Annotated in this window: 16 protein-coding genes and 1 riboswitch; of the genes, 11 read left to right on the forward strand and 5 right to left on the reverse strand. The window is 75.9% G+C overall.

The annotated features are described in order from the left end of the window. Positions 1-59: 59 nt before the first annotated feature. A complete protein-coding gene (locus tag BJ999_RS26880; RefSeq protein ID WP_179835849.1) occupies positions 60-1,484 on the forward strand; it encodes an aldehyde dehydrogenase family protein in 1,425 nt (474 codons plus the stop codon). After that, positions 1,481-2,623 (forward strand): M20 family metallopeptidase, encoded by a 1,143-nt coding sequence (locus BJ999_RS26885; RefSeq protein ID WP_179835850.1) that lies wholly within the window; start codon positions 1,481-1,483, stop codon positions 2,621-2,623. Before BJ999_RS26880 ends, BJ999_RS26885 begins: the two co-directional genes overlap by 4 nt. A gap of 345 nt (positions 2,624-2,968) precedes the next feature. Here the strand turns inward: BJ999_RS26885 and BJ999_RS26890 are convergent, their stop codons facing one another. After that, positions 2,969-3,880, reverse strand: a complete 912-nt coding sequence (locus BJ999_RS26890) for a class I SAM-dependent methyltransferase (protein WP_179835851.1) — start codon at positions 3,878-3,880, stop codon at positions 2,969-2,971. Between the two features lie 329 nt (positions 3,881-4,209). On the opposite strand from BJ999_RS26890, the gene BJ999_RS26895 reads away from it, so the two are divergent. Genes BJ999_RS26895 through BJ999_RS26920 form a run of 6 tightly spaced genes read left to right on the forward strand, consistent with a single transcriptional unit; the run spans position 4,210 to position 9,638 of the window. Continuing rightward, entirely contained in the window at positions 4,210-4,395 is a 186-nt protein-coding gene (locus tag BJ999_RS26895; RefSeq protein WP_179835852.1) for a CbtB domain-containing protein, read from the forward strand. Between the two features lie 8 nt (positions 4,396-4,403). Beyond that, a complete protein-coding gene (locus BJ999_RS26900) occupies positions 4,404-5,204 on the forward strand; it encodes a CbtA family protein (protein ID WP_179835853.1) in 801 nt (266 codons plus the stop codon). Between the two features lie 19 nt (positions 5,205-5,223). After that, entirely contained in the window at positions 5,224-5,760 is a 537-nt protein-coding gene (locus tag BJ999_RS26905; RefSeq protein WP_218935252.1) for a histidine phosphatase family protein, read from the forward strand. Beyond that, a complete protein-coding gene (locus BJ999_RS26910; protein WP_179835854.1) occupies positions 5,757-7,706 on the forward strand; it encodes a VWA domain-containing protein in 1,950 nt (649 codons plus the stop codon). Before BJ999_RS26905 ends, BJ999_RS26910 begins: the two co-directional genes overlap by 4 nt. Before the next feature lies 1 nt (position 7,707). Continuing rightward, entirely contained in the window at positions 7,708-8,310 is a 603-nt protein-coding gene (cobO, locus tag BJ999_RS26915) for a cob(I)yrinic acid a,c-diamide adenosyltransferase (RefSeq protein WP_179835855.1), read from the forward strand. Next, entirely contained in the window at positions 8,307-9,638 is a 1,332-nt protein-coding gene (locus tag BJ999_RS26920) for a cobyrinic acid a,c-diamide synthase CobB (RefSeq protein ID WP_229810409.1), read from the forward strand. The genes cobO and BJ999_RS26920 overlap by 4 nt, the downstream gene beginning before the upstream one ends. On the opposite strand, the gene cobN is transcribed toward BJ999_RS26920, so the two are convergent. Further along, positions 9,593-13,189 (reverse strand): cobaltochelatase subunit CobN, encoded by a 3,597-nt coding sequence (gene cobN, locus BJ999_RS26925; protein ID WP_179835856.1) that lies wholly within the window; start codon positions 13,187-13,189, stop codon positions 9,593-9,595. The two genes, BJ999_RS26920 and cobN, sit on opposite strands and share 46 nt — an antisense overlap. A gap of 53 nt (positions 13,190-13,242) precedes the next feature. Beyond that, a riboswitch (cobalamin riboswitch) is annotated at positions 13,243-13,366 on the reverse strand. 71 nt (positions 13,367-13,437) lie between these two features. Between cobN and BJ999_RS26930 the strand changes: the two genes are divergently transcribed. The 3 genes from BJ999_RS26930 to BJ999_RS26940 are packed head-to-tail and all read left to right on the forward strand — an operon-like array spanning position 13,438 to position 16,636. Further along, on the forward strand, positions 13,438-14,532 hold the full coding sequence (locus BJ999_RS26930) for a precorrin-3B synthase (protein ID WP_179835857.1): 1,095 nt from the start codon (positions 13,438-13,440) through the stop codon (positions 14,530-14,532). Continuing rightward, positions 14,529-15,149: a precorrin-8X methylmutase gene (locus tag BJ999_RS26935; RefSeq protein ID WP_229810396.1), complete on the forward strand. Its 621-nt coding sequence runs from the start codon at positions 14,529-14,531 to the stop codon at positions 15,147-15,149. The genes BJ999_RS26930 and BJ999_RS26935 overlap by 4 nt, the downstream gene beginning before the upstream one ends. Beyond that, positions 15,149-16,636: a precorrin-2 C(20)-methyltransferase gene (locus BJ999_RS26940; RefSeq protein WP_179835859.1), complete on the forward strand. Its 1,488-nt coding sequence runs from the start codon at positions 15,149-15,151 to the stop codon at positions 16,634-16,636. Before BJ999_RS26935 ends, BJ999_RS26940 begins: the two co-directional genes overlap by 1 nt. Here BJ999_RS26940 and BJ999_RS26945 read toward each other — a convergent pair. The 3 genes from BJ999_RS26945 to cbiE are packed head-to-tail and all read right to left on the reverse strand — an operon-like array spanning position 16,627 to position 19,303. Then, complete coding sequence (locus BJ999_RS26945) at positions 16,627-17,349, reverse strand: cobalt-precorrin-6A reductase (protein WP_179835860.1); 723 nt, start codon at positions 17,347-17,349, stop codon at positions 16,627-16,629. The two genes, BJ999_RS26940 and BJ999_RS26945, sit on opposite strands and share 10 nt — an antisense overlap. Continuing rightward, positions 17,334-18,089, reverse strand: coding sequence for a precorrin-4 C(11)-methyltransferase (gene cobM / locus BJ999_RS26950; protein WP_179835861.1), 756 nt, complete (start codon positions 18,087-18,089; stop codon positions 17,334-17,336). Before cobM ends, BJ999_RS26945 begins: the two co-directional genes overlap by 16 nt. Then, positions 18,086-19,303, reverse strand: coding sequence for a precorrin-6y C5,15-methyltransferase (decarboxylating) subunit CbiE (cbiE, locus tag BJ999_RS26955; protein ID WP_179835862.1), 1,218 nt, complete (start codon positions 19,301-19,303; stop codon positions 18,086-18,088). Before cbiE ends, cobM begins: the two co-directional genes overlap by 4 nt. Positions 19,304-19,350: the final 47 nt, after the last annotated feature.

The raw sequence follows: 19,350 nt of genomic DNA on the forward strand, positions 1-19,350 counted from the left end.
CCGTACGACGCCCGGCCCGGGCCCTCGGGCGGTACGTACTCGCGCAAGGAGCACGACCAGTGAAGGCTTTGCAGAACCTGATCGGCGGCGTCTGGGAGGACTCCCGCGGCGACGCGTTCCACGAGGTGGTCGACCCCGCGACCGAGGAGGTCGTCGCGCGTTGCCCCAGCGGCTCGCCCGAGGACGTCCGCACGGCGGTGGCCGCGGCCGCCAGAGCGCAGCCGGCCTGGGCGGCGCTGCCCGCCGCCGAGCGGGTGGCGCGGCTGACCCGGTGGGCGGACGCGGTCGCCGAGCACGCCGCCGAGCTGGCGGAACTCGAGTGCCGCGAGATGGGCAAGCCCGTCGCGCTCGGCACCGGCTTCATCGGCGCGGCCGCGCAGCAGGTCAAGGCGGCCGCCGCCGAGGCCCTGGACTACCCGTTCGAGGAGACCGTCCCCGGGCCGGACGGCAGCAGCACCACCATCCTGCGCAACCCGGTCGGCGCGACCGCGGTCATCGTGCCGTGGAACTTCCCGGTGCCGATGGCGCTCGGCGCGATCGGCCCGCTGCTCGCCGCGGGCAACACGGTCGTGGTCAAGCCGTCCGAGCGGTCCCCGATGTCGGCGGTGCGGCTCCTCGAACTCGCGGACCTGCCGCCCGGCGTGGTGAACCTCGTCCACGGCGACTCCCGGGCCGGCGTGCCGCTGGTCGCGGACGAGCGGATCGGGCTCGTCCACTTCACCGGCTCCGTCGAGGCGGGCCGCCAGGTCGGCGCCGAGACCGGGGGACGGCTGAACCGTTCGATCCTCGAACTCGGCGGAAAGGACCCCGTGGTCGTCGACGCCGATGTGGACCCGGCCGTCACCGCCGCGGCCGTCGCGTTCGGCGCGTTCGCCAACTCGGGTCAGATCTGCACGTCCATGGAGCGCATCTACGTGCACAAGGACATCGCCGAGGAGTTCATCGACGCCCTCGTCGACGCCGCCGGGACCTACACCCTCGGGAACGGCCGCGACGGGCAGACGGTGCTGGGTCCGTTGGTGGACCAGCGGCAGCGCGACATCGTCGAACGCCACGTCGCCGACGCCCTCGAACGCGGTGCGACCGTCCGCACCGGAGGCAAGAGGCCTGAGGGCAGGGGCTTCTTCTATCCCGCCACCGTGCTCACCGATGTCGACGACTCCATGCTCGTCATGAACGAGGAGACCTTCGGCCCGCTCGCCCCGGTGGCGGTCGTGCCCTCCTTCGAGGAGGGGCTGGCCCAGGCCGCCAAGACGCGGTTCGGTCTCGCCGCCACCGTGTACACCAACGACCCCGAGCACATGGCCGCCGCACGCGCTCTCCCTGCCGGCGTGGTGTGGGTGAACCAGTGGCAGGGCGGCGGTCCCGAGCGCCTCTACGAGCCGGCGGGCGACAGCGGGATGGGCGCCACCGGGTCCAGGGCCGCCTACGACGCGGCCACCCGTCCCGTCTCGATCCACACCGCACCGGCGGCGCGAGCATGACCGCCACCGTGAGGATCGAGAACGCGAAGCGGCACGCAGCGGACGTCGTCGGCGCTTGGAGCGACCGCCTGGTCGAGCTGTCCCACCGCATCCACGCCAACCCTGAACTGGCCTTCGAGGAGACGCGGGCCAGCGCGTGGGTGGCCGAGGCGCTGGCCGCCGCCGGGTTCGAGGTCGAGCACGGCTGCTACGAGCTGCCCACCGCCGTCCGCGCGACCGCCGGGACGGGACCGGTGCACATCGGGATCTGCGCGGAGTACGACGCCCTCCCCGAGATCGGCCACGCCTGCGGCCACAACATCATCGCCGCCGCCGCGGTCGGGGCCGGGGCGGCGCTCGCCGGCATGGCCGACGACCTGGGGCTGACCGTGACCGTCCTCGGCACCCCGGCGGAGGAGGGCGGCGGAGGCAAGATCCTCATGCTGGAGCGCGGCGCGTTCCAGGGAATGGACGCGGCGATGATGGTGCACCCCGCCGCGGTCGAGATGGCCGCGATGCCGGGCTCGGCCGTCTCCCAGTTCCAGGTCGCCTACCGCGGCAAGCCCGCGCACGCCGGCGCGTACCCGCAGTTCGGCGTCAACGCCGCCGACGCGATGACCGTCGCGCAGGTCGCGATCGGGCTGCTCCGCCAGCAGACGGGCCCGGACGACCGCATCGCCGGCATCGTCACGGAGGCGGGCACCGCGGCCAACATCATTCCCGACGCGAGCCGGGGAGGGTGGATCGTGCGGTCGTCCACGATGGAGGGTCTCGCCGAGCTCAATCAGCGCGTGCAGCGTTGCTTCGAGGCCGGCGCGGTGGCCACCGGTTGCGAACTGACCACCACGCCGATCTCCCCGGACTACGCCGACCTGCGGCCCGACCCGGCCATGCTGGAGCTGTACCGGGCCAACGCCGAGGCGCTCGGGCGCGTCTTCCCGGACCTGCCCGGCGGCTCCCCGGCCGGCGCGGCCACGGACATGGGCAACGTCTCCCACGCCGTTCCCGCCATCCACCCGATGCTCGGGCTGGACTGCCTGCCCGCGGTGAACCACCAGCCCGAGTTCACCGCGGCGTGCGTCACCCCGGCCGCCGACAAGGCGGTCCTGGACGGCGCCACCGCGATGGCGCGGACGGCCATCGACCTGGCCCGTGCCTGACCGGCCCGCGGTGGGCCTTCCGCGTGTCGAGGTCGCGTCCCCACGCGTCGGCGATCAGCCGCTTGGGCTCGGTGTAGGCGACTCGGGCCGGTTCAGCGTCACGACCGCCACGCTCCGTCCCGCTCGGGGAGCACCGGCGCGTTCTCGTCGGTGGTGGCGTCCATGTCAGGCATCCAGCGCCGGGGTCTCGGGCCAGGTCTTGACCACGAGGCTGAGCACGTCGTAGGTCGCGGCGGCCTGGCCGTCCTGGTTGGTCACGACGGCGTCCCAGCTGACCTCGCCGTGGTCGGCGCCGGTGCGCGGGGTGATCTGCTTTGACGGTCAGCGCCACCTCGATGGTGTCGCCTAGGGCTTGCGGCCGCCGCGAAGGGCGCGGGGAAGGGCGGTGGCCGCCCGGCCGACCCTGAAGCTGACCGAGCCGCGGACGGCCTCCAGCTCGTGGCGCGCGCGGGCCAGCCCGTCCTCCGCGCGGGCGAGCCGCTTCTCCGCCCGCGCGAGCCGCTCCTTCAGCCTGCCCGTCTCGTTCGGCGGGCGTGTCGCTCCCTTGCCCTTGATGCGGACGAGCCGGCGCCCGGCGACCTGCTGGACCTCGTGCCAGGCGTCCTCCCGCGTCGCCAGCCAGTCCAGGAGGTCGTCCTGGACCGCGTCGGCGTCGCCCCAGGTGCCGTAGAGCTTCTGCGTGGTGACGCAGATCGGGCGCAGCCCGTCGGTGGCCACCGACTCCCACACCGCGGCGGAGACCCCGGGGGTGTGCTCGGACCGGTAGTCGTCGCACACGATGAGGCCCCCAGCGGGGAGCAGCACGTGCGCCGCCTTGATGTCGGCGTGCACGTGCTCGTACAGGTGGGACGCGTCCACGTGCACGAACCGGCAGGTCTCCGGCTGGACGTGGTCCAGGATCAGCGAGGTCGGCCCCTGGACGATCTCCGGGAGCCGGTCGTGGAAGGCGCGGTAGTTCGACTCGAACGCCCGGCGGGTCAGGGTCGAGTACGACCCCTGCATCTCCGCCCGGTTGGAGTCGTCCGGGGCGTCGCCGTCGAACAGGTCGCACACGGTGAAGGTGTCGCCCTCCCGCAGGTGGCGGCCCATCAGGATGGCGCTCTTGCCGAGGTAGGAGCCGAGCTCCACCAGGTTGCCGCGCTCACCGAGCCGCTCCTGGCGTTCCAGGAACCAGGTGAAGAGCAGTTGGTCGATCTTCGGGAACCACCCCTTGACCTCGTCGAGGGAGGTGGGCGGCACGGTCTCTTGGCTGATCATGTAGGGAGCTCCAACGTCGTCGTTCTCGACAGCGGGGGGGACGCGAGACGAAAATCGCCATGATAGGCGAGTCGCTCCTCATGGCAACAAAACCGGATTTCGGGCTCTTGCCGACCGGTTATCTGGTTCCGCGGGGGGCGGGGACCGCTGTTGACAGGGCGATCGCCGGGCCCGTACCGTTCGGCTGATTCACGGTTGCCCGAGGGAAATCCGGTGAGATGCCGGTGCGGACGCGCCACTGTATCCGGGACGACGATCCCGGGAGCCAGGTCGCTCGGGTGATCGCGACCTCATTGTCCGGGACGCGCCTGATCCCCACCGGAGGCTCCGTGAGCACGCTGTCGGCTCGCCACATCCCCCTTTCCCACCTCGTTCCCTGGTTGCTCGCGGTTCCCGCGCTGCTGCTCCTCGGCTACCTCGTCCTGATGGACAACGGCGCCGTGTCGCAGACCGGCGGCTACCTCCACGAGCTGATGCACGACGGGCGGCACCTGCTCGGCGTGCCCTGCCACTAGGCCGCCGCATGGTGCGCACCCTGCTGGTCAGGGGCCTTCTTCTGGGCCTGCTGGCCGGTCTTGTCGCGGGCGTCTTCGCCTTCACGGTCGGCGAGCCCCGCATCGACGACGCGATCGCCCTGGAGAACGCCGCCGCCGCGCACGAGCACGGCGCGGCCGCCGAGCCCGAGTCCGCAACGCACGGGCACGAGTCCGGAACACATGAACACGAGTCCGGAACCGGCGGGAAGGAGTCCGGAACGCACGAGCACGGCGAGGAGGTGAGCCGCGGCACGCAGAAGGCCGGGCTCTTCCTCGCCACGGGTCTCTACGGCCTCGCGGTGGGCGGCGTGTTCGCGCTCGCCTTCGCGGGACTGCGGGGACGCGTCGGGCCGCGCTCGGACGCCGCGCTCGCGCTCGCCGCCGCCGGGACGGCCTTCGCCGCCGTCATCGTCGTGCCGTTCCTGAAGTATCCGGCGAACCCGCCCGCGGTGGGCGACCCGGAGACGATCAACACCCGCACCCTGCTGTACCTGGCGATGATCGGGGTCGGGCTCCTCTCCACCGCCATCGCGGTGACCACGGCGCGCAGCGTGCGCGGCGGGCCGTGGGCGCGGTGGCCGGCGGCCGTGCTGGCGTTCGTCGTCCCGGTGGTGGTGGCGTCGCTGCTGCTGCCGGGCGTGGACGAGGTGCCGGACGGGTTCCCCGCCACCCTGCTGTGGCAGTTCCGCATCACCTCGCTCGGGACGCAGCTGGTGTTCTGGGCGTCCTTCGGAACCCTGTTCGGATGGTTCTGCGACCGGGCCGCCCGCGCCCCGGCGCCGGCGTGATCGGCCCGCCCTGACCGGCGTGCTGTTCGTCCGGCACGCGACGTCGGCGGGGATGCGGCAGGCCCGCTTCCCCGCCGACCTCGCCGCCGACCCGTCGAGTCTGGCGAGGGCGGAGGCGCTGGCCCGCGCGCTGCCGGCCGGCGAGGCGTGGACCTCGCCCGCCCGCGCCGCCCGGGAGACCTGCGCCGCGCTCGGCCTCGACGCCCGCCCGGTCGCGGCGCTCGCCGAGGCCGATCATGGTTCCTGGGCGGGCGTGCGCTTCGCGGAGGCCGATCCGGACGCGCTGGCCGCCTGGCTGGCGGACCCGGACGCCGCGCCCCCCGGCGGCGAGAGCCGGTCCGCGCTCGCGGCGCGGGTCGCGGCGTGGCTCGACGGACGTCCCTGCGGCGTCGCCGTCTGCGACGCGGGCGTGATCCGGGCGGCGCTCGCCCACGCGCTCGGCGCCGGCGTTCTCGCAGCCGACCGGATCGACCTCGCGCCGCTGTCCACCACGAGGCTCGCCGCCGCCGGGAGCGGCTGGCGGGTCGCCCATGTCAACCGGAAGGTCCAGGTGTGAACGTCGCCTATCCGTTCAGCGCCGTCGTCGGGCTGGACGACCTGAAGCTGGCGCTCCTGCTCAACGCCGTCTCACCGCGGGTCGGGGGTGTGCTGGTGCGCGGCGAGAAGGGGACCGCCAAGTCGACGATCGTGCGGGCCCTGGCCGCGCAGCTCCCCGCCGTGGACACGGTGCCGGGCTGCCGGTTCGCCTGCGACCCGGCGGCGCCCGACCCGTCCTGCCCGGACGGCCCGCACGATGCGGGCGGACCGTCCGAGCGGCGGCCGTCCGCGCTGGTGGAGCTGCCGGTGGGCGCCTCGGAGGACCGTCTCGCCGGGGCGCTGGACGTCGAGCGCGCCCTGACCGAGGGCGTCAAGGCCTTCGAGCCGGGGCTGCTCGCGGCGGCGCACCGCGGCGTCCTGTACGTGGACGAGGTGAACCTCCTGCACGACCATCTGGTCGACCTCCTGCTGGACGCCGCCGCGCTCGGCACCTGCTACGTGGAGCGCGAGTCGGTGTCGGTGCGGCACGCGGCCCGGTTCCTGCTGGTCGGGACGATGAACCCCGAGGAGGGCGAGCTGCGCCCCCAGCTTCTCGACCGCTTCGGACTGACGGTCGAGGTACGGGCGACGCGGGACCCGAAGGAGCGCGCCGAGGTCGTGCGGCGGCGGCTGGCGTTCGAGGCGGACCCCGCCGCGTTCACCGCGCGCTGGGAGAACGCCGAGGCGGAGCTGGCGGAGCGCATCGCGGCCGCGCGGGAGAGGCTCGCCGGGGTCCGGCTGCCGGACGAGCGGCTGGAGCAGATCGCGGCCGTGTGCGCGGGCTTCGAGGTCGACGGGCTGCGCGCCGACCTGGTCACGGCGAGCGCCGCGCTCGCGCACGCCGCGTGGCGGGGAGGCGACGAGGTCACGGACGAGGATGTGCGCGCTGCGGCCCGGCTGTCGCTGCCGCACCGGCGCCGGCGGGATCCCTTCGACGCCCCCGGCCTGGACGAGTCGCTGCTCGACGAGCTGCTCGACGGCACGTCCCCCGAGGATCCTCCCCCGGACGGCGGCGGGGGCGGGGAGCCCCCGGCCCCGCCTGAGGACGGCGGGCGGGGACCGGCCCCGTCCGAGGACGCGGGCCCCGAGCCGGACGGGCGGCCGGGAGGCGGGGGCGGCGAGCGGGTCGCGTCGGCCGCCGCGCCGCACGCCGTGCCGCTGCTGGAGGTGCCGGGCGTCGGCGAGGGCGCCGCGGGACGGCGGTCGCGGTCGCGGACGGCGCGGGGCCGGGTCACCGGGGCGCGCCGCCCGGCCGCGAGGGTCCGCGACCCCCACGTGGTGGCGACGCTGCTGGCCGCCGCGCCGCGGCAGCGGGCGCGCGGCCGGTCCGGCGCCGGGCTCGTGCTGCGCCCGGACGATCTGCGGGAGGCGGTCCGCGAGGGCCGCGAGGGGAACCTGGTGCTGTTCGTCGTGGACGCCAGCGGCTCGATGGCCGCCCGCCGCCGCATGACGACGGTGAAGACGGCCGTCCTCAGCCTGCTGCTGGACGCCTACCAGCGCCGCGACAAGATCGGCCTGATCACGTTCCGGGGGCGGACCGCCGAACTCGTCCTGCCGCCGACGTCGTCGGTCGAGGCGGGCGCGGCGCGCCTGCGGGCCCTGCCGACCGGGGGCCGCACGCCGCTGGCCGCCGGGCTCGCGCGCGCCGCCGAGGTGCTGCGCGCCGAGCGGCTGCGCGACCCGGCGCGGCGCCCGCTGCTCGTGGTCGTCACCGACGGGCGGGCGACCGCGGAGGGCGACGTGGACCGGGCCGCCGGATTGCTGGCCGGCACCGCCGGGATCGTCGTGGACTGCGAGGACGGCCCGGTCCGGCTCGGCCTGGCGGGGAGGCTCGCGGCCCGGCTCGGGGCGCGGCTCGTCCCGCTCGGCGACCTCGACGGGATCGTCCGCGCCCACCGTGGGCGCGACGGCGGGAAGGCGGCCTGAGATGCCCCAGGGAAAGCCCGAGTCCGTCCCCGACGACGGCCTCACCACCCGGCAGCGCCGCAACCGGCCGCTGCTGATCGTCCACACCGGTCCCGGCAAGGGGAAGTCGACGGCGGCGTTCGGGATGGCGCTGCGGGCCTGGAACCAGGGCTGGCCGGTCGGGGTGTTCCAGTTCGTGAAGTCGGCGAAGTGGCGCATCGGCGAGGAGCGGGCGCTGCGCGTGCTCGGGGAGAGCGGCGAGGGCGGCCCGGTCGCCTGGCACAAGATGGGCGAGGGCTGGTCGTGGATCCAGCGCCCCGGCACCGAGGAGGACCACGCGGCCGACGCCCGCGAGGGCTGGGCGCAGATCAAGCGGGACCTGGCCGCCGAGAGCCACCGTTTCTATGTGCTCGACGAGTTCACCTACCCGCTCAAGTGGGGCTGGCTCGACCTGGACGACGTGGTCGAGACCCTCACCGCGCGTCCCGGGTCCCAGCACGTCGTCGTCACCGGCCGGGACGCGCCCGACCGGCTGATCGAGGCCGCCGACCTGGTGACGGAGATGGGCAAGGTCCGGCACCCGATGGACGCCGGGCAGAAGGGGCAGCGGGGCATCGAGTGGTGATCCCCCGGCTGGTCGTCGCGGCTCCGGCGTCCGGCAGCGGCAAGACGACCGTGGCGACCGGGCTGATCGCGGCGCTGCGGGCGCGCGGCCTCGCCGTGTCCCCGCACAAGGTCGGCCCCGACTACATCGACCCCGGCTACCACGCGCTCGCGGCGGGACGGCCCGGCCGCAACCTCGACCCGTGGCTGGCGGGCGAGGAACGGGTGGCGCCGCTGTTCCTGCACGGCGCCGCCGGGTGCGACGTGGCGGTGGTCGAGGGCGTGATGGGCCTGTTCGACGGGCGCGGGGACACGGGGTTCGCCTCCACGGCGCACGTCGCGCACCTGCTCGCGGCGCCGGTGGTACTGGTCGTGGACGCCGCGCGGCAGAGCCGGTCGGTGGCGGCGCTCGTGCACGGTTTCGCGACGTTCGAGCCGGGCGTGCGGATCGGCGGCGTCATCCTCAACCGGGTCGGTTCGGAGCGGCACGAGGAGCTGTGCCGCGGTGCGCTGGAGGCGACGGGCGTGCCGGTGCTCGGCGCGATCCGGCGGGACGACGCGGTCGTGACCCCGTCCCGCCACCTCGGGCTGATCCCGGCGGCCGAGCGCGGAGCGGAGGCCGTCCGGGCCGTGGAGCGGCTCGGCGCGCTGGTGGAGCGCTCCTGCGACCTGGACGCCGTGCTTCGCCTGGCGGCCACCGCTCCGCCGCTGCCGGGGCCCGCGTGGGATCCGTCCGACCAGGTCGCGCCGGTCGAGGGCGGGCCGGTGGTCGCGGTCGCGGGCGGGGCGGCGTTCACCTTCTCCTATGCCGAGCACGTGGAGCTGCTGCGCGCGGCGGGCGCCGACGTGGCCGTCTTCGACCCGCTGCGGGACGAGGCCCTGCCGGACGGGGCGGCTGCGCTCGTCGTCGGCGGCGGCTTCCCGGAGGTGCACGCCGCCGAACTGGCCGCCAACGCGCCGATGCTCGCCGAGGTCGCGGCGTTCCCCGGACCGATCGCCGCCGAATGCGCCGGGCTCCTCTACCTGTGCGAGGAACTCGACGGGCGGGCGATGTGCGGACGGGTGCCGGGGCGCGCGCGGATGACGTCCCGGCTGACGCTCGGCTACCGGGAGGCGGTCGCGGTGGCGGAGTCCCCGCTGACCCGGCCGGGCGAGCGGTTCCGCGGCCACGAGTTCCACCGGACCGCGCTGGACACCGAGGCCGGGCCGCTGTTCCGGTGGCGGGACGGCCGCGACGGTTACGGCGACGCCCGGATCACCGCCTCCTACCTGCACCTTCACTGGGCGGGGTCCCCGGAGGCCGCTCAGCGGCTGGTGTCGTCCTCGAGGTCGCCCTCCGTCTTGAGGTAGACCTCCTGGAGGCCCCGGAGAACCTCGGGGTCTGGGTGCTCCCACATGCCGCGCTCGGCCGCCTCCAGCAGCCGCTCGGCGATGCCGTGCAGCGCCCACGGGTTCGACTCCGCCATGAACGCGCGGTTCTCCTCGTCCAGGACGTAGGCGGCGGTGATCCGGTCGTACATCCAGTCGGCCATTACGCCGGTGGTGGCGTCGTAGCCGAACAGGTAGTCCACGGTCGCGGCCAGCTCGAACGCGCCCTTGTAGCCGTGCCGGCGCATGGCGGCCAGCCACTGCGGGTTCACGACGCGGGCCCGGAAGATCCGCGCGGTCTCCTCCGAGAGGGTGCGGGTGCGCACGGCGTCCGGGCGGGTGCTGTCGCCGACGTAGGCCTCCGGGGCCCGGCCGGTCAGCGCGCGGACGGTGGCGATCATGCCGCCGTGGTACTGGAAGTAGTCGTCGGAGTCGGCGATGTCGTGCTCGCGGGTGTCGACGTTCTTGGCGGCGACGGCGATCCGCCGGTAGGCGCTCTCCATGTCGGCGCGGGCGGGCACCCCGTCGAGGTCGCGGCCGTAGGCGTGGCCGCCCCACACCGCGTACACCTCGGCGAGGTCGGCGTCGTCACGCCAGTTGCGGCTGTCGATGAGCGGCAGCAGCCCGGCCCCGTAGGCGCCGGGCGCGGACCCGAACACGCGCAGGGTCGCGCGGCGCTCGTCGCCGTGCCGCTCCCGGTCGGACCGCACGTGGGCGCGGACGTGATTGTCGGCGTCGGGCTCCTCCAGCCCCGCGACGAGCCGGACGGCGTCGTCCAGCATGGCGACGACGTGCGGGAACGCGTCCCGGAAGAAGCCGCTGATGCGGACGGTCACGTCGATGCGCGGCCGGGCGAGCTCGGCGAGCGGCACCGGCTCCAGCGCCGTGACGCGGCGGGACGCCTCGTCCCAGGCCGGGCGGACGCCGAGCAGCGCGAGGACCTCGGCCACGTCGTCGCCCGCCGTGCGCATCGCGCTCGTCCCCCACACCGACAGCCCGACCGAGCGCGGCCACTCCCCGTGGTCGGCGCGGTAGCGCTCCAGGAGCGAGTCGGCCATCGCCTGCCCGGTCTCCCAGGCGAGGCGGCTCGGGACGGCGCGCGGGTCGACCGAGTAGAAGTTGCGACCGGTCGGCAGGACGTTGACGAGGCCGCGCAGCGGCGACCCGCTCGGGCCCGCCGGGACATAGCCGCCGTCCAGGGCGTGCAGGACGTGGTCGAGCTCGTCGGACGTCCGGGCCAGGCGCGGGACGATCTCGGCGGCGGCGAACTCCAGGACGCGCGTCACGGCTTCGCGGCGCTCCGCCGGAACGTCCCGGGCGGTCTCCCGGGCCGCGCCCACGGCCCAGCCGGCGTCCTCCATGGCCTGGACGAGGGCGCGGGCCGCGGCCTCGGCGGCGTCCACGTCGGCGAGCGCCTCGCCGCCGGCCTCGCTGAGCCCGAGCGCCTCCCGCAGGCCGGGCAGCGTCTCGCGCCCCGACCACATCTGGCGTGCGCGGAGCATGGCCAGCACCAGGTCGACGCGGACCGCGCCGGTGGGCGCCTGGCCGAGGACGTGCAGGCCGTCGCGGATCTGCGCGTCCTTCACCTCGCACAGCCAGCCGTCGACGTGCAGGAGGAAGTCGTCGAACTCGGTGTCGTGCGGGCGGTCGTCCAGGCCGAGGTCGTGGTCGAGCCTGGCGGCCTGGATGAGCGTCCAGATCTGCGCGCGGATCGCGGGCAGCTTCGCCGGGTCCATCGCGGCGATCGTCGCGTGCTCGTCGAGGAGCTGTTCGAGGCGGGCGATGTCGCCGTAGGTCTCGGCACGGGCCATCGGCGGGACCATGTGGTCCACGAGGACGGCGTGCGCGCGGCGCTTGGCCTGCGTGCCCTCGCCGGGGTCGTTGACGAGGAACGGGTAGATCAGCGGGACGTCGCCGAGCGCCGCGTCGGTGCCGCACGACGCCGACATGCCCGCCGCCTTGCCGGGCAGCCACTCCAGGTTGCCGTGCTTGCCGACGTGGACGATCGCGTGCGCGCCGAACTCGTCCGACAGCCACCGGTACGCCGCCAGGTAGTGGTGGCTCGGCGGCAGGTCGGGGTCGTGGTAGATCGCGATGGGGTTCTGCCCGAAGCCGCGCGGCGGCTGCACCATGACGACGAGGTTGCCCGCGCGGAGCGCGGCGAGGACGATGTCGCCGTCCTGGACGAACAACTCCCCCGGCGGCGGGCCCCAGTGCCGCTCCATCCCCTCGCGCAGATCGGCGGGCAGGGTGCGGTACCAGCGCTCGTAGGACGAGGCGGAGATACGGACGGGGTTGCCGGCGAGCTGCTCCTCGGTGAGCCAGTCCTCGTCCTGGCCACCCGCCGCGATGAGGGCGTGGACGAGGGCGTCGCCGTCCTGCTCGTCGACGCCGGGAAAGCCCTCCCCCAGGTCGTACCCGGCGTCCCGGAGCCGGGCCAGCAGCCGGACGGTGCTCGCCGGGGTGTCGAGGCCGACGGCGTTCCCGACGCGGGCGTGCTTGGTCGGGTAGGCCGACAACATCACGACGAGGCGGCGCCCGGCGGCCGGGGTGTGGCGGAGCCGGCCGTGCCGGACGGCGATCCCGGCGACCCGCGCGGCCCGTTCGGGGTCGGCGGCGTAGACGGTGAGCCCGTCCCGGTCGACCTCCTTGAACGAGAACGGGACGGTGATGATCCGCCCGTCGAACTCGGGGATCGCGACCTGCGACGCCGCGTCCAGCGGGGACAGCCCTTCGTCGCCGCCCTCCCAGTCGGACCGGCTCGTGGTGAGGCAGAGGCCCTGCAGGATCGGGACGTCCAGCGCGGCGAGGGCGCCCACGTCCCACGCCTCGTCGTCGCCGCCCGCCCCGGCCGTCGCGGGCCGTGACCCGCCCGCCGCGAGCACGGTCACCACCAGCGCGTCCGCCTGGCGCAGGGTGTCCAGCAGCTCGGGCTCGGCGGTGCGCAGCGACGAGCAGAACACCGGCATGGCGCGCCCGCCCGCGTCCTCCACGGCCGCGCAGAGCGCCTCGACGAACGCGGTGTTGCCCGCCACGTGGTGGGCGCGGTAGTAGAGCACGCCGACCACGGGCCCATCGCCGTCGCGGGCGGCCCGGTCGAGCCGTCCCCAGGTCGGCGTCGGGGCCGGCGGCGCGAAGCCGCGCCCGGTCAGCAGCACGGTGTCGGACAGGAACGCGTGCAGCTCGGCGAGGTTGGCGGGACCGCCGTGCGCGAGGTAGGCGTGCGCCTCGGCGCACACCCCGCCGCTGACCGTGGACAGCTCCATCAGTTCGGCGTCGGGGGCCTGCTCGCCGCCGAGGACGACGACCGGCCGGGGGCCCGCGAGCAGCGCGTCGAGACCGTCCTCCCAGGCGCGCCGCCCGCCGAGCAGCCGCACCACGACGAGGTCGGCGCCCTCGGTCAGCTCGGGCAGGTCGGCGGCGGTGAGCCGCGCCGGGTTGCCGAGCCGGTAGGCGGCGCCGGAAGCGCGGGCGCTCAGCAGGTCGGTGTCGGACGTCGACAGCAACAGGACCGTGCGGCTGTGCTCGGGCACGGCGCATCCTCCCCCTGGGGTCCTCGCCCCGGTCGCGGGTGTCGCGACGGCAGGAGTCTCCTGGCTCCCGGATCGATGCTCGCCCCGGCCTTCCCGTCCCTGCGGACAGTGGCCTACAGCGGGGTTCGCTCCCCGGTCACAGTGGCGGGACCGCGCCGGATTCGCACCGGCTTCCTCCCATTGCCATCGTCTGAGCAGAAGAGTACGGCAGCGCGGTCGCCCTGCAAACTGTGGTTAACATCCTCCCCGTGCCGAATGTCAGAGCCCGTGCCGACGCGTGCCCCGGGGCACTGCGCACCCACGACGCCGCCGACGGGCCGCTGGCGCGCGTCCGCGTCCCTGGCGGCGCGGTGTCCGCCGCGCAGCTCGCGGTGCTCGGCGCCGCCGCCCGCGAGCTGGGGCGGGACGTGATCGAACTCACGTCCCGCGGCAACCTCCAGGTGCGCGGCGTCCGCGACACCGCGGCCCTCGCGGCCCGGCTGGAGGCCGCCGGGCTGCTGCCCTCGGCGACCCACGAGCGGGTGCGCAACATCGTCGCGTCCCCGCTCGGCGGGCGCGGTCCGCGCGGCGTCATCGCCACGGACCCGCTGGTCAGGGCGCTGGACGAGGGGCTCTGCGCGCGTCCGGATCTGGCCCGCCTGCCGGGGCGTTTCCTGTTCGCGCTCGACGACGGCACCGGCGACATGGCCGCGCTGGACGCCGACGCGGCCCACACCGCCCGCGGCCTGCGGCTGGCCGGGACGTCCCTCGAACCCGTCCCGGGCGACCCCGTCGCGGCGCTGCTCGCGGCGGCGGAGGCGTTCCTGGAGATCCGGGGCGACGCCTGGAGGCTCGCGGAGGTGCCGGACGGCGCGCGGCTCGTCGCGGAGCGGCTGGGGGCGGCCGTGCGGGAGACGCCGCCGCGCCCCGACCCCGCTCCGCCGCACGCCGGGATCGTCGCGCAGCGGGACGGGCTCGCCGCGCTGGAGGTCGTGCCCCCGCTCGGCCGGCTGTCCGGCGCGCAGGCCGAGGCGCTCGCCGGAGTCGCGCACGGGGTGCGGGTGACGCCGTGGCGCAGCGTGGTGCTGGTGGACCTGGACCGGGACGGGGCGCGCCGTGCGGCCGCGGCGCTTGCGGCGGCGGGCTTCGCGACCGATTTCGCGTCGCCGTGGGTGGGCGTGACGGCCTGCACCGGCAGCCCCGGATGCGCCAAGTCGCGCGGCGACGTGCAGGGCGAGGCGCGGCGCTTCGTGGACGGCCTGGCCCGCGCGCCGGAGACCCCCGTCCACTGGACGGGATGCGAGCGGCGCTGCGGGATGCCCCGCGGCCCGGTCGTGCTGAGGACGGCGGAGGGACGGCAGTGACCGATTACGTCCGGGACGGCGCCGAGATCTACCGGCGGTCGTTCGCGACGATCCGCGCGGAGGCCGACCTGTCGGGACTGCCGGACGATGTGGCGCGGGTCGCGGTCCGCATGATCCATGCCTGCGGCATGACCGACCTCGTCGAGGATCTCGCCTGGTCGCCGGGGGTGGTGGCGCGGGCGCGGGCGGCGCTGCTGGCCGGCGCGCCGGTGCTGTGCGACGCGCGGATGGTCGCGTCCGGCGTGACCCGCGCGCGGCTGCCCGCCGGCAACGAGGTCGTGTGCGCCCTGGGCGACCCGGGCGTGCCCGAGCTGGCCGAGCGGCTCGGCACCACGCGCAGCGCGGCGGCGCTGGAGCTGTGGCGCGACCGGCTCGGCGGCGCGGTCGTCGCGATCGGGAACGCGCCGACCGCGCTGTTCCGGCTGATGGAACTGGTGGAGGAGGGCGCGCCGCGCCCGGCGGCGGTCCTCGGGATCCCGGTCGGGTTCATCGGGGCGGCCGAGTCCAAGGAGGCGCTCGCCGCGAGCGGCCTGGACCATCTGGTGGTGCGCGGGCGGCGCGGCGGCAGCGCGATGACGGCGGCGGCGGTCAACGCCATCGCCAGTGAGGCGGAGTGATGGCGGGACGGCTGTTCGGCGTGGGCGTCGGGCCCGGCGACCCGGAGCTGGTCACGGTGAAGGCGGCGCGGCTGATCGGCGAGGCGGACGTGGTCGCCTTCCACTGCGCGCGGCACGGCCGCAGCATCGCCCGGGCGATCGCCGAACCGTACCTGCGGGACGGACGGATCGAGGAGCAGCTCGTCTACCCGGTGACGACGGAGACGACCGACCACCCCGGCGGTTACCAGGGGGCGCTGGAGGACTTCTACGCCGACTGCGCCGCCCGGCTCGCCGCGCACCTCGACGCGGGGCGGACGGTCGTGGTGCTGAGCGAGGGCGATCCCCTGTTCTACGGGTCGTACATGCACCTGCACAAGCGGCTCGCGCCGCACTACCCGGCCGAGGTGGTGCCGGGCGTGACGTCGCTGAGCGCCGCGTCGGCGGCGGCGGGGCGCCCGCTGGTCGAGCGGGAGGAGACGCTGACCGTCCTGCCGGGGACGCTGCCCGGCGAGGAGCTGGCCGCGCGCCTGCGCACCGCGGACGCGGCGGCGGTCCTCAAGCTCGGCCGGACGTTCCCCAAGGTCAGGCAGGCCTTCGAGGACGCGGGACGGCTCGGCGACGGCTGGTACGTCGAGCGGGCCGCCACCGACCGGCAGCGCGTCCTCCCGCTCGCCGACGTCGATCCGGCGGACGTGCCCTACATGTCGCTCGCGCTGCTGACGAGCCCGGCGGAGCGCTCGTTCACGGCTCCTCCCCCGGTACGGCCGGAAGGGGCCGGCGGGGTGTGGGTCGTCGGGCTCGGCCCGGCGGGGCGGCCGTGGCTGACCCCGGAGGCGCAGGACGTCCTGGCGTCCGCGACCGACCTCGTCGGCTACGGCCCCTACCTGGACCGGGTGCCGCCGAACCCGAGGCAGCGGCGGCACGGGTCCGGCAACCGGGTGGAGGCCGACCGGGCCCGGCACGCGCTGGCGCTCGCGCGGGACGGGGCCCGCGTCGCCGTCGTCTCGTCCGGCGATCCCGGGGTGTTCGCGATGGCGACGGCCGTGCTGGAGGCCGCGGACGCGGACGCGTTCGCGGACGTGCCGGTGCAGGTCGTGCCGGGCCTGACGGCGGCGCAGGCCGTGGCCGCCCGGGCGGGCGCGCCCCTCGGGCACGACTTCTGCGTCCTGTCGCTGTCGGACATCCTCAAGCCGTGGGACGTGGTGCGGCGGCGGCTCGCGGCCGCCGCCGAGGCCGACCTGGTGCTGGCCCTCTACAACCCCTCGTCGAGCCGGCGCAGGCACCAGCTCCCGGCGGCGCGCGACCTGCTGCTCGAGCACCGCTCCCCCGAGACCCCGGTGGTGATCGGGCGGGACGTCGGCGGGCCGGAGGAGACCGTGACGGTGACGACGCTCGGCAAGCTGGACCCCGAGCGGGTCGACATGCGCTGCCTGCTCATCGTCGGGTCGTCCGCCACCCGGGTGACAGAGCGGGGCGTCGTCTACACCCCGCGCCGCTACCCCTGAGCCCAGGCCGCCGCGGCCGCCACGTCGTCCGTCGCCCGGACGCTCCCGGGGAGGGCCGGGCGGTCGACCATCACGACCGGCACCCCGGCCTCGCGGGCGGCGGTGAGCTTCGCGCGGGTCATCGCGCCGCCGCTGTCCTTGGTGACCAGGACGTCCAGGCGGTGCTCGCGGATCAGGGCGCGCTCGCCGCCCACGGTGTAGGGGCCGCGCGCCAGCAGGACGTGCACGTGGGACGGGACGGGCGGCTCCGGCGGGTCCACCGACCGGGCGAGGAACCACACACCGGTCCGCGCGGCGAACACCGGGATGCTGCGGCGGCCGGTGGTGAGGAACGCGCGGGCGCCGTCCGGCAGCGCGGCGGCGGCGGCCGGCAGGGACGGGACGCGCCGCCAGTCGTCGCCGTCCTCCTCGACCCAGCCGGGGCGGCGCAGCGCGAGCAGCGGCACGCCCGTCAGCCGGGACGCGCGCGCGGCGGAGGCGCTCATCCGCTCCGCGAACGGGTGCGTCGCGTCGACGAGACGGTCGATCCGGTGCTCGCGCAGCCAGGTGGCGAGCCCTTCGGCGCCGCCGAACCCGCCGATGTGGACCTCGCCGGCGGGCAGGCGCGGGTCGGACACCCTCCCGGCTAGCGAGGAGACGACGTGCACACCGGTCAGCCGGGCCGCGAGCGCGCGGGCCTCGGCCGTCCCGCCGAGGATCAGGACGCGCCGCACGCCCGGTCCCGCCCGGCGCTGTAGAGGTGGCTGTCGGGGAACGCCGACGCGGTGAGGACGCGCCCGACGACGATCACCGCGGTGCGCCGCACTCCGGCCTCGCGCACCAGGGCGGCGATGTCGGCGAGGGTGCCGCGCAGGACCAGCTCGTCCGGGCGGCTGGCGCGGGCCACGACGGCGACCGGGCAGTCCGCGCCGTAGCGGGGCAGCAGCTCGGCGGCGACCTCCTCGATGCGCTGGACGGCCAGGTGCAGCACCATCGTGGCGCCGCTCGCGCCGAGGGTGGCGAGGTCCTCGCCGTCCGGCATCGGGGTGGCGCGGACGGCCGTCCGGGTCAGGATCACGGTCTGGCCGACGCCGGGGACGGTCAGCTCCCGCCCGAGCGAGGCCGCCGCGGCCGCGAACGCCGGGACGCCGGGGACGACCTCGTACGGCACGCCCGCCGCGTCGAGGCGGCGCATCTGCTCGGCGACCGCGCTGAACACCGACGGGTCGCCCGAGTGCAGCCGCGCGACGTCCAGGCCGTCCCCGTGGGCGGCGGTCAGCTCGGCGACGATCCCGTCCAGCGTCATGTTCGCGGTGTCGACGAGCCGGGCGCCGGGCGGGCACGCCTCCAGCAGCTCGGCCGGCACCAGCGACCCCGCGTACAGGCAGACCGGCGCGGCCTCCAGCACCCGCAGGCCGCGCACGGTGATGAGGTCCGCGGCGCCGGGGCCCGCGCCGACGAAGTACACCGTCACAGGATGTCCTTCCGCGTCGTCCAGACGGTGACGGGCATCGCGGGGCGCCAGCCCGTGAACCCGCCGAGCGGGGCGGCGCGCTCGACACCGAGGCGGACCAGTTCGCCGCCGTGGGTCCGGCGGAGCTCGGCGACCCTGGCCTCCGATTCGAGGGTGACGGCGTTGGCGACGAGGCGCCCGCCGGGCCGGAGCGCGTCCCAGCAGCGTTCCAGCAGGCCGGGGACGGTGAGCCCGCCGCCGACGAAGACCGCGTCAGGCGGCGGGAGGCCCTCCAGGGCGTCCGGCGCGCGGCCCTCCACGACGCGGACGCCCGGGACCCCGAGCGCCCCGGCGTTGCGGCCGATCCGCTCCGCCCGCTCCGGGCGGCTCTCGACGGCCACCGCCGCGCACGACGGGTGCGCCCGCGCCCACTCGATCGCGACGCTGCCGGACCCGGCGCCGACGTCCCACAGCAGCTCGCCGGGCAGCGGCCCGAGGCGCGACAGCGTCACCGCCCGGACCTCGCGCTTGGTGATCTGCCCGTCGTGCTCGAAGGAGTCGTCGGGCAGACCGGCGACGCGCGGCAGCGGGGCGGCGTCCGGGCCGGGCACGCACTCGACGGCCACGACCGCGAGCGCCGAGGCCGCGGGGTCGGTCCAGTGGGACGCGACGCCGTGCGCCGCCGTCTCGTTCTCCGCCCCCAGGTCGCACAGGACGGTCATCCGGCTGGGGCCGAACCCGCGCCCGGTGAGCAGCGCCGCCACGACCGCCGGGGCCTGCCGCCCCGCGCCGAGGACCAGGACGCGGCGGCCGGGCGCGACGGCGGCGTTCAGCGTCTCCGCCGGACGCCCGACGAGGCTGACGACCTCGACCCGCTCCAGCGGCCAGCCGAGGCGCGCGCACGCCAGCGACGCCGACGACGGGTGCGGCAGCACCCGCAGCCGCCGCGGGCCGACCAGCTCGGCGAGGGTGGAGCCGATCCCGTAGAACATGGGGTCGCCGCTCGCCAGGACGGCGATCGACCGCCCCTCGTACCGTTCGATCAGGCCGGGCAGCGCGGGGAGCAGCGGGGACGGCCAGGGCACGCGCTCGGCGGGGCCGTCCGGGACGAGGGCGAGGTGCCGGGCGCCCCCGAGCAGCACGCCGGCCGCCCGCAGCGCCGCGCGGGAGCCCTCCGCGAGGCCGTCCCACCCGTCGGCTCCGACGCCCACGACGGTGATGACACGCGCGTCCACTGGCCTCCTTGAGCGAAATGCGGCGCCAAGTCTACAGCTGGCACACT

Source organism: Actinomadura citrea (assembly GCF_013409045.1).
Taxonomy (GTDB): Bacteria; Actinomycetota; Actinomycetes; order Streptosporangiales; family Streptosporangiaceae; genus Spirillospora; species Spirillospora citrea.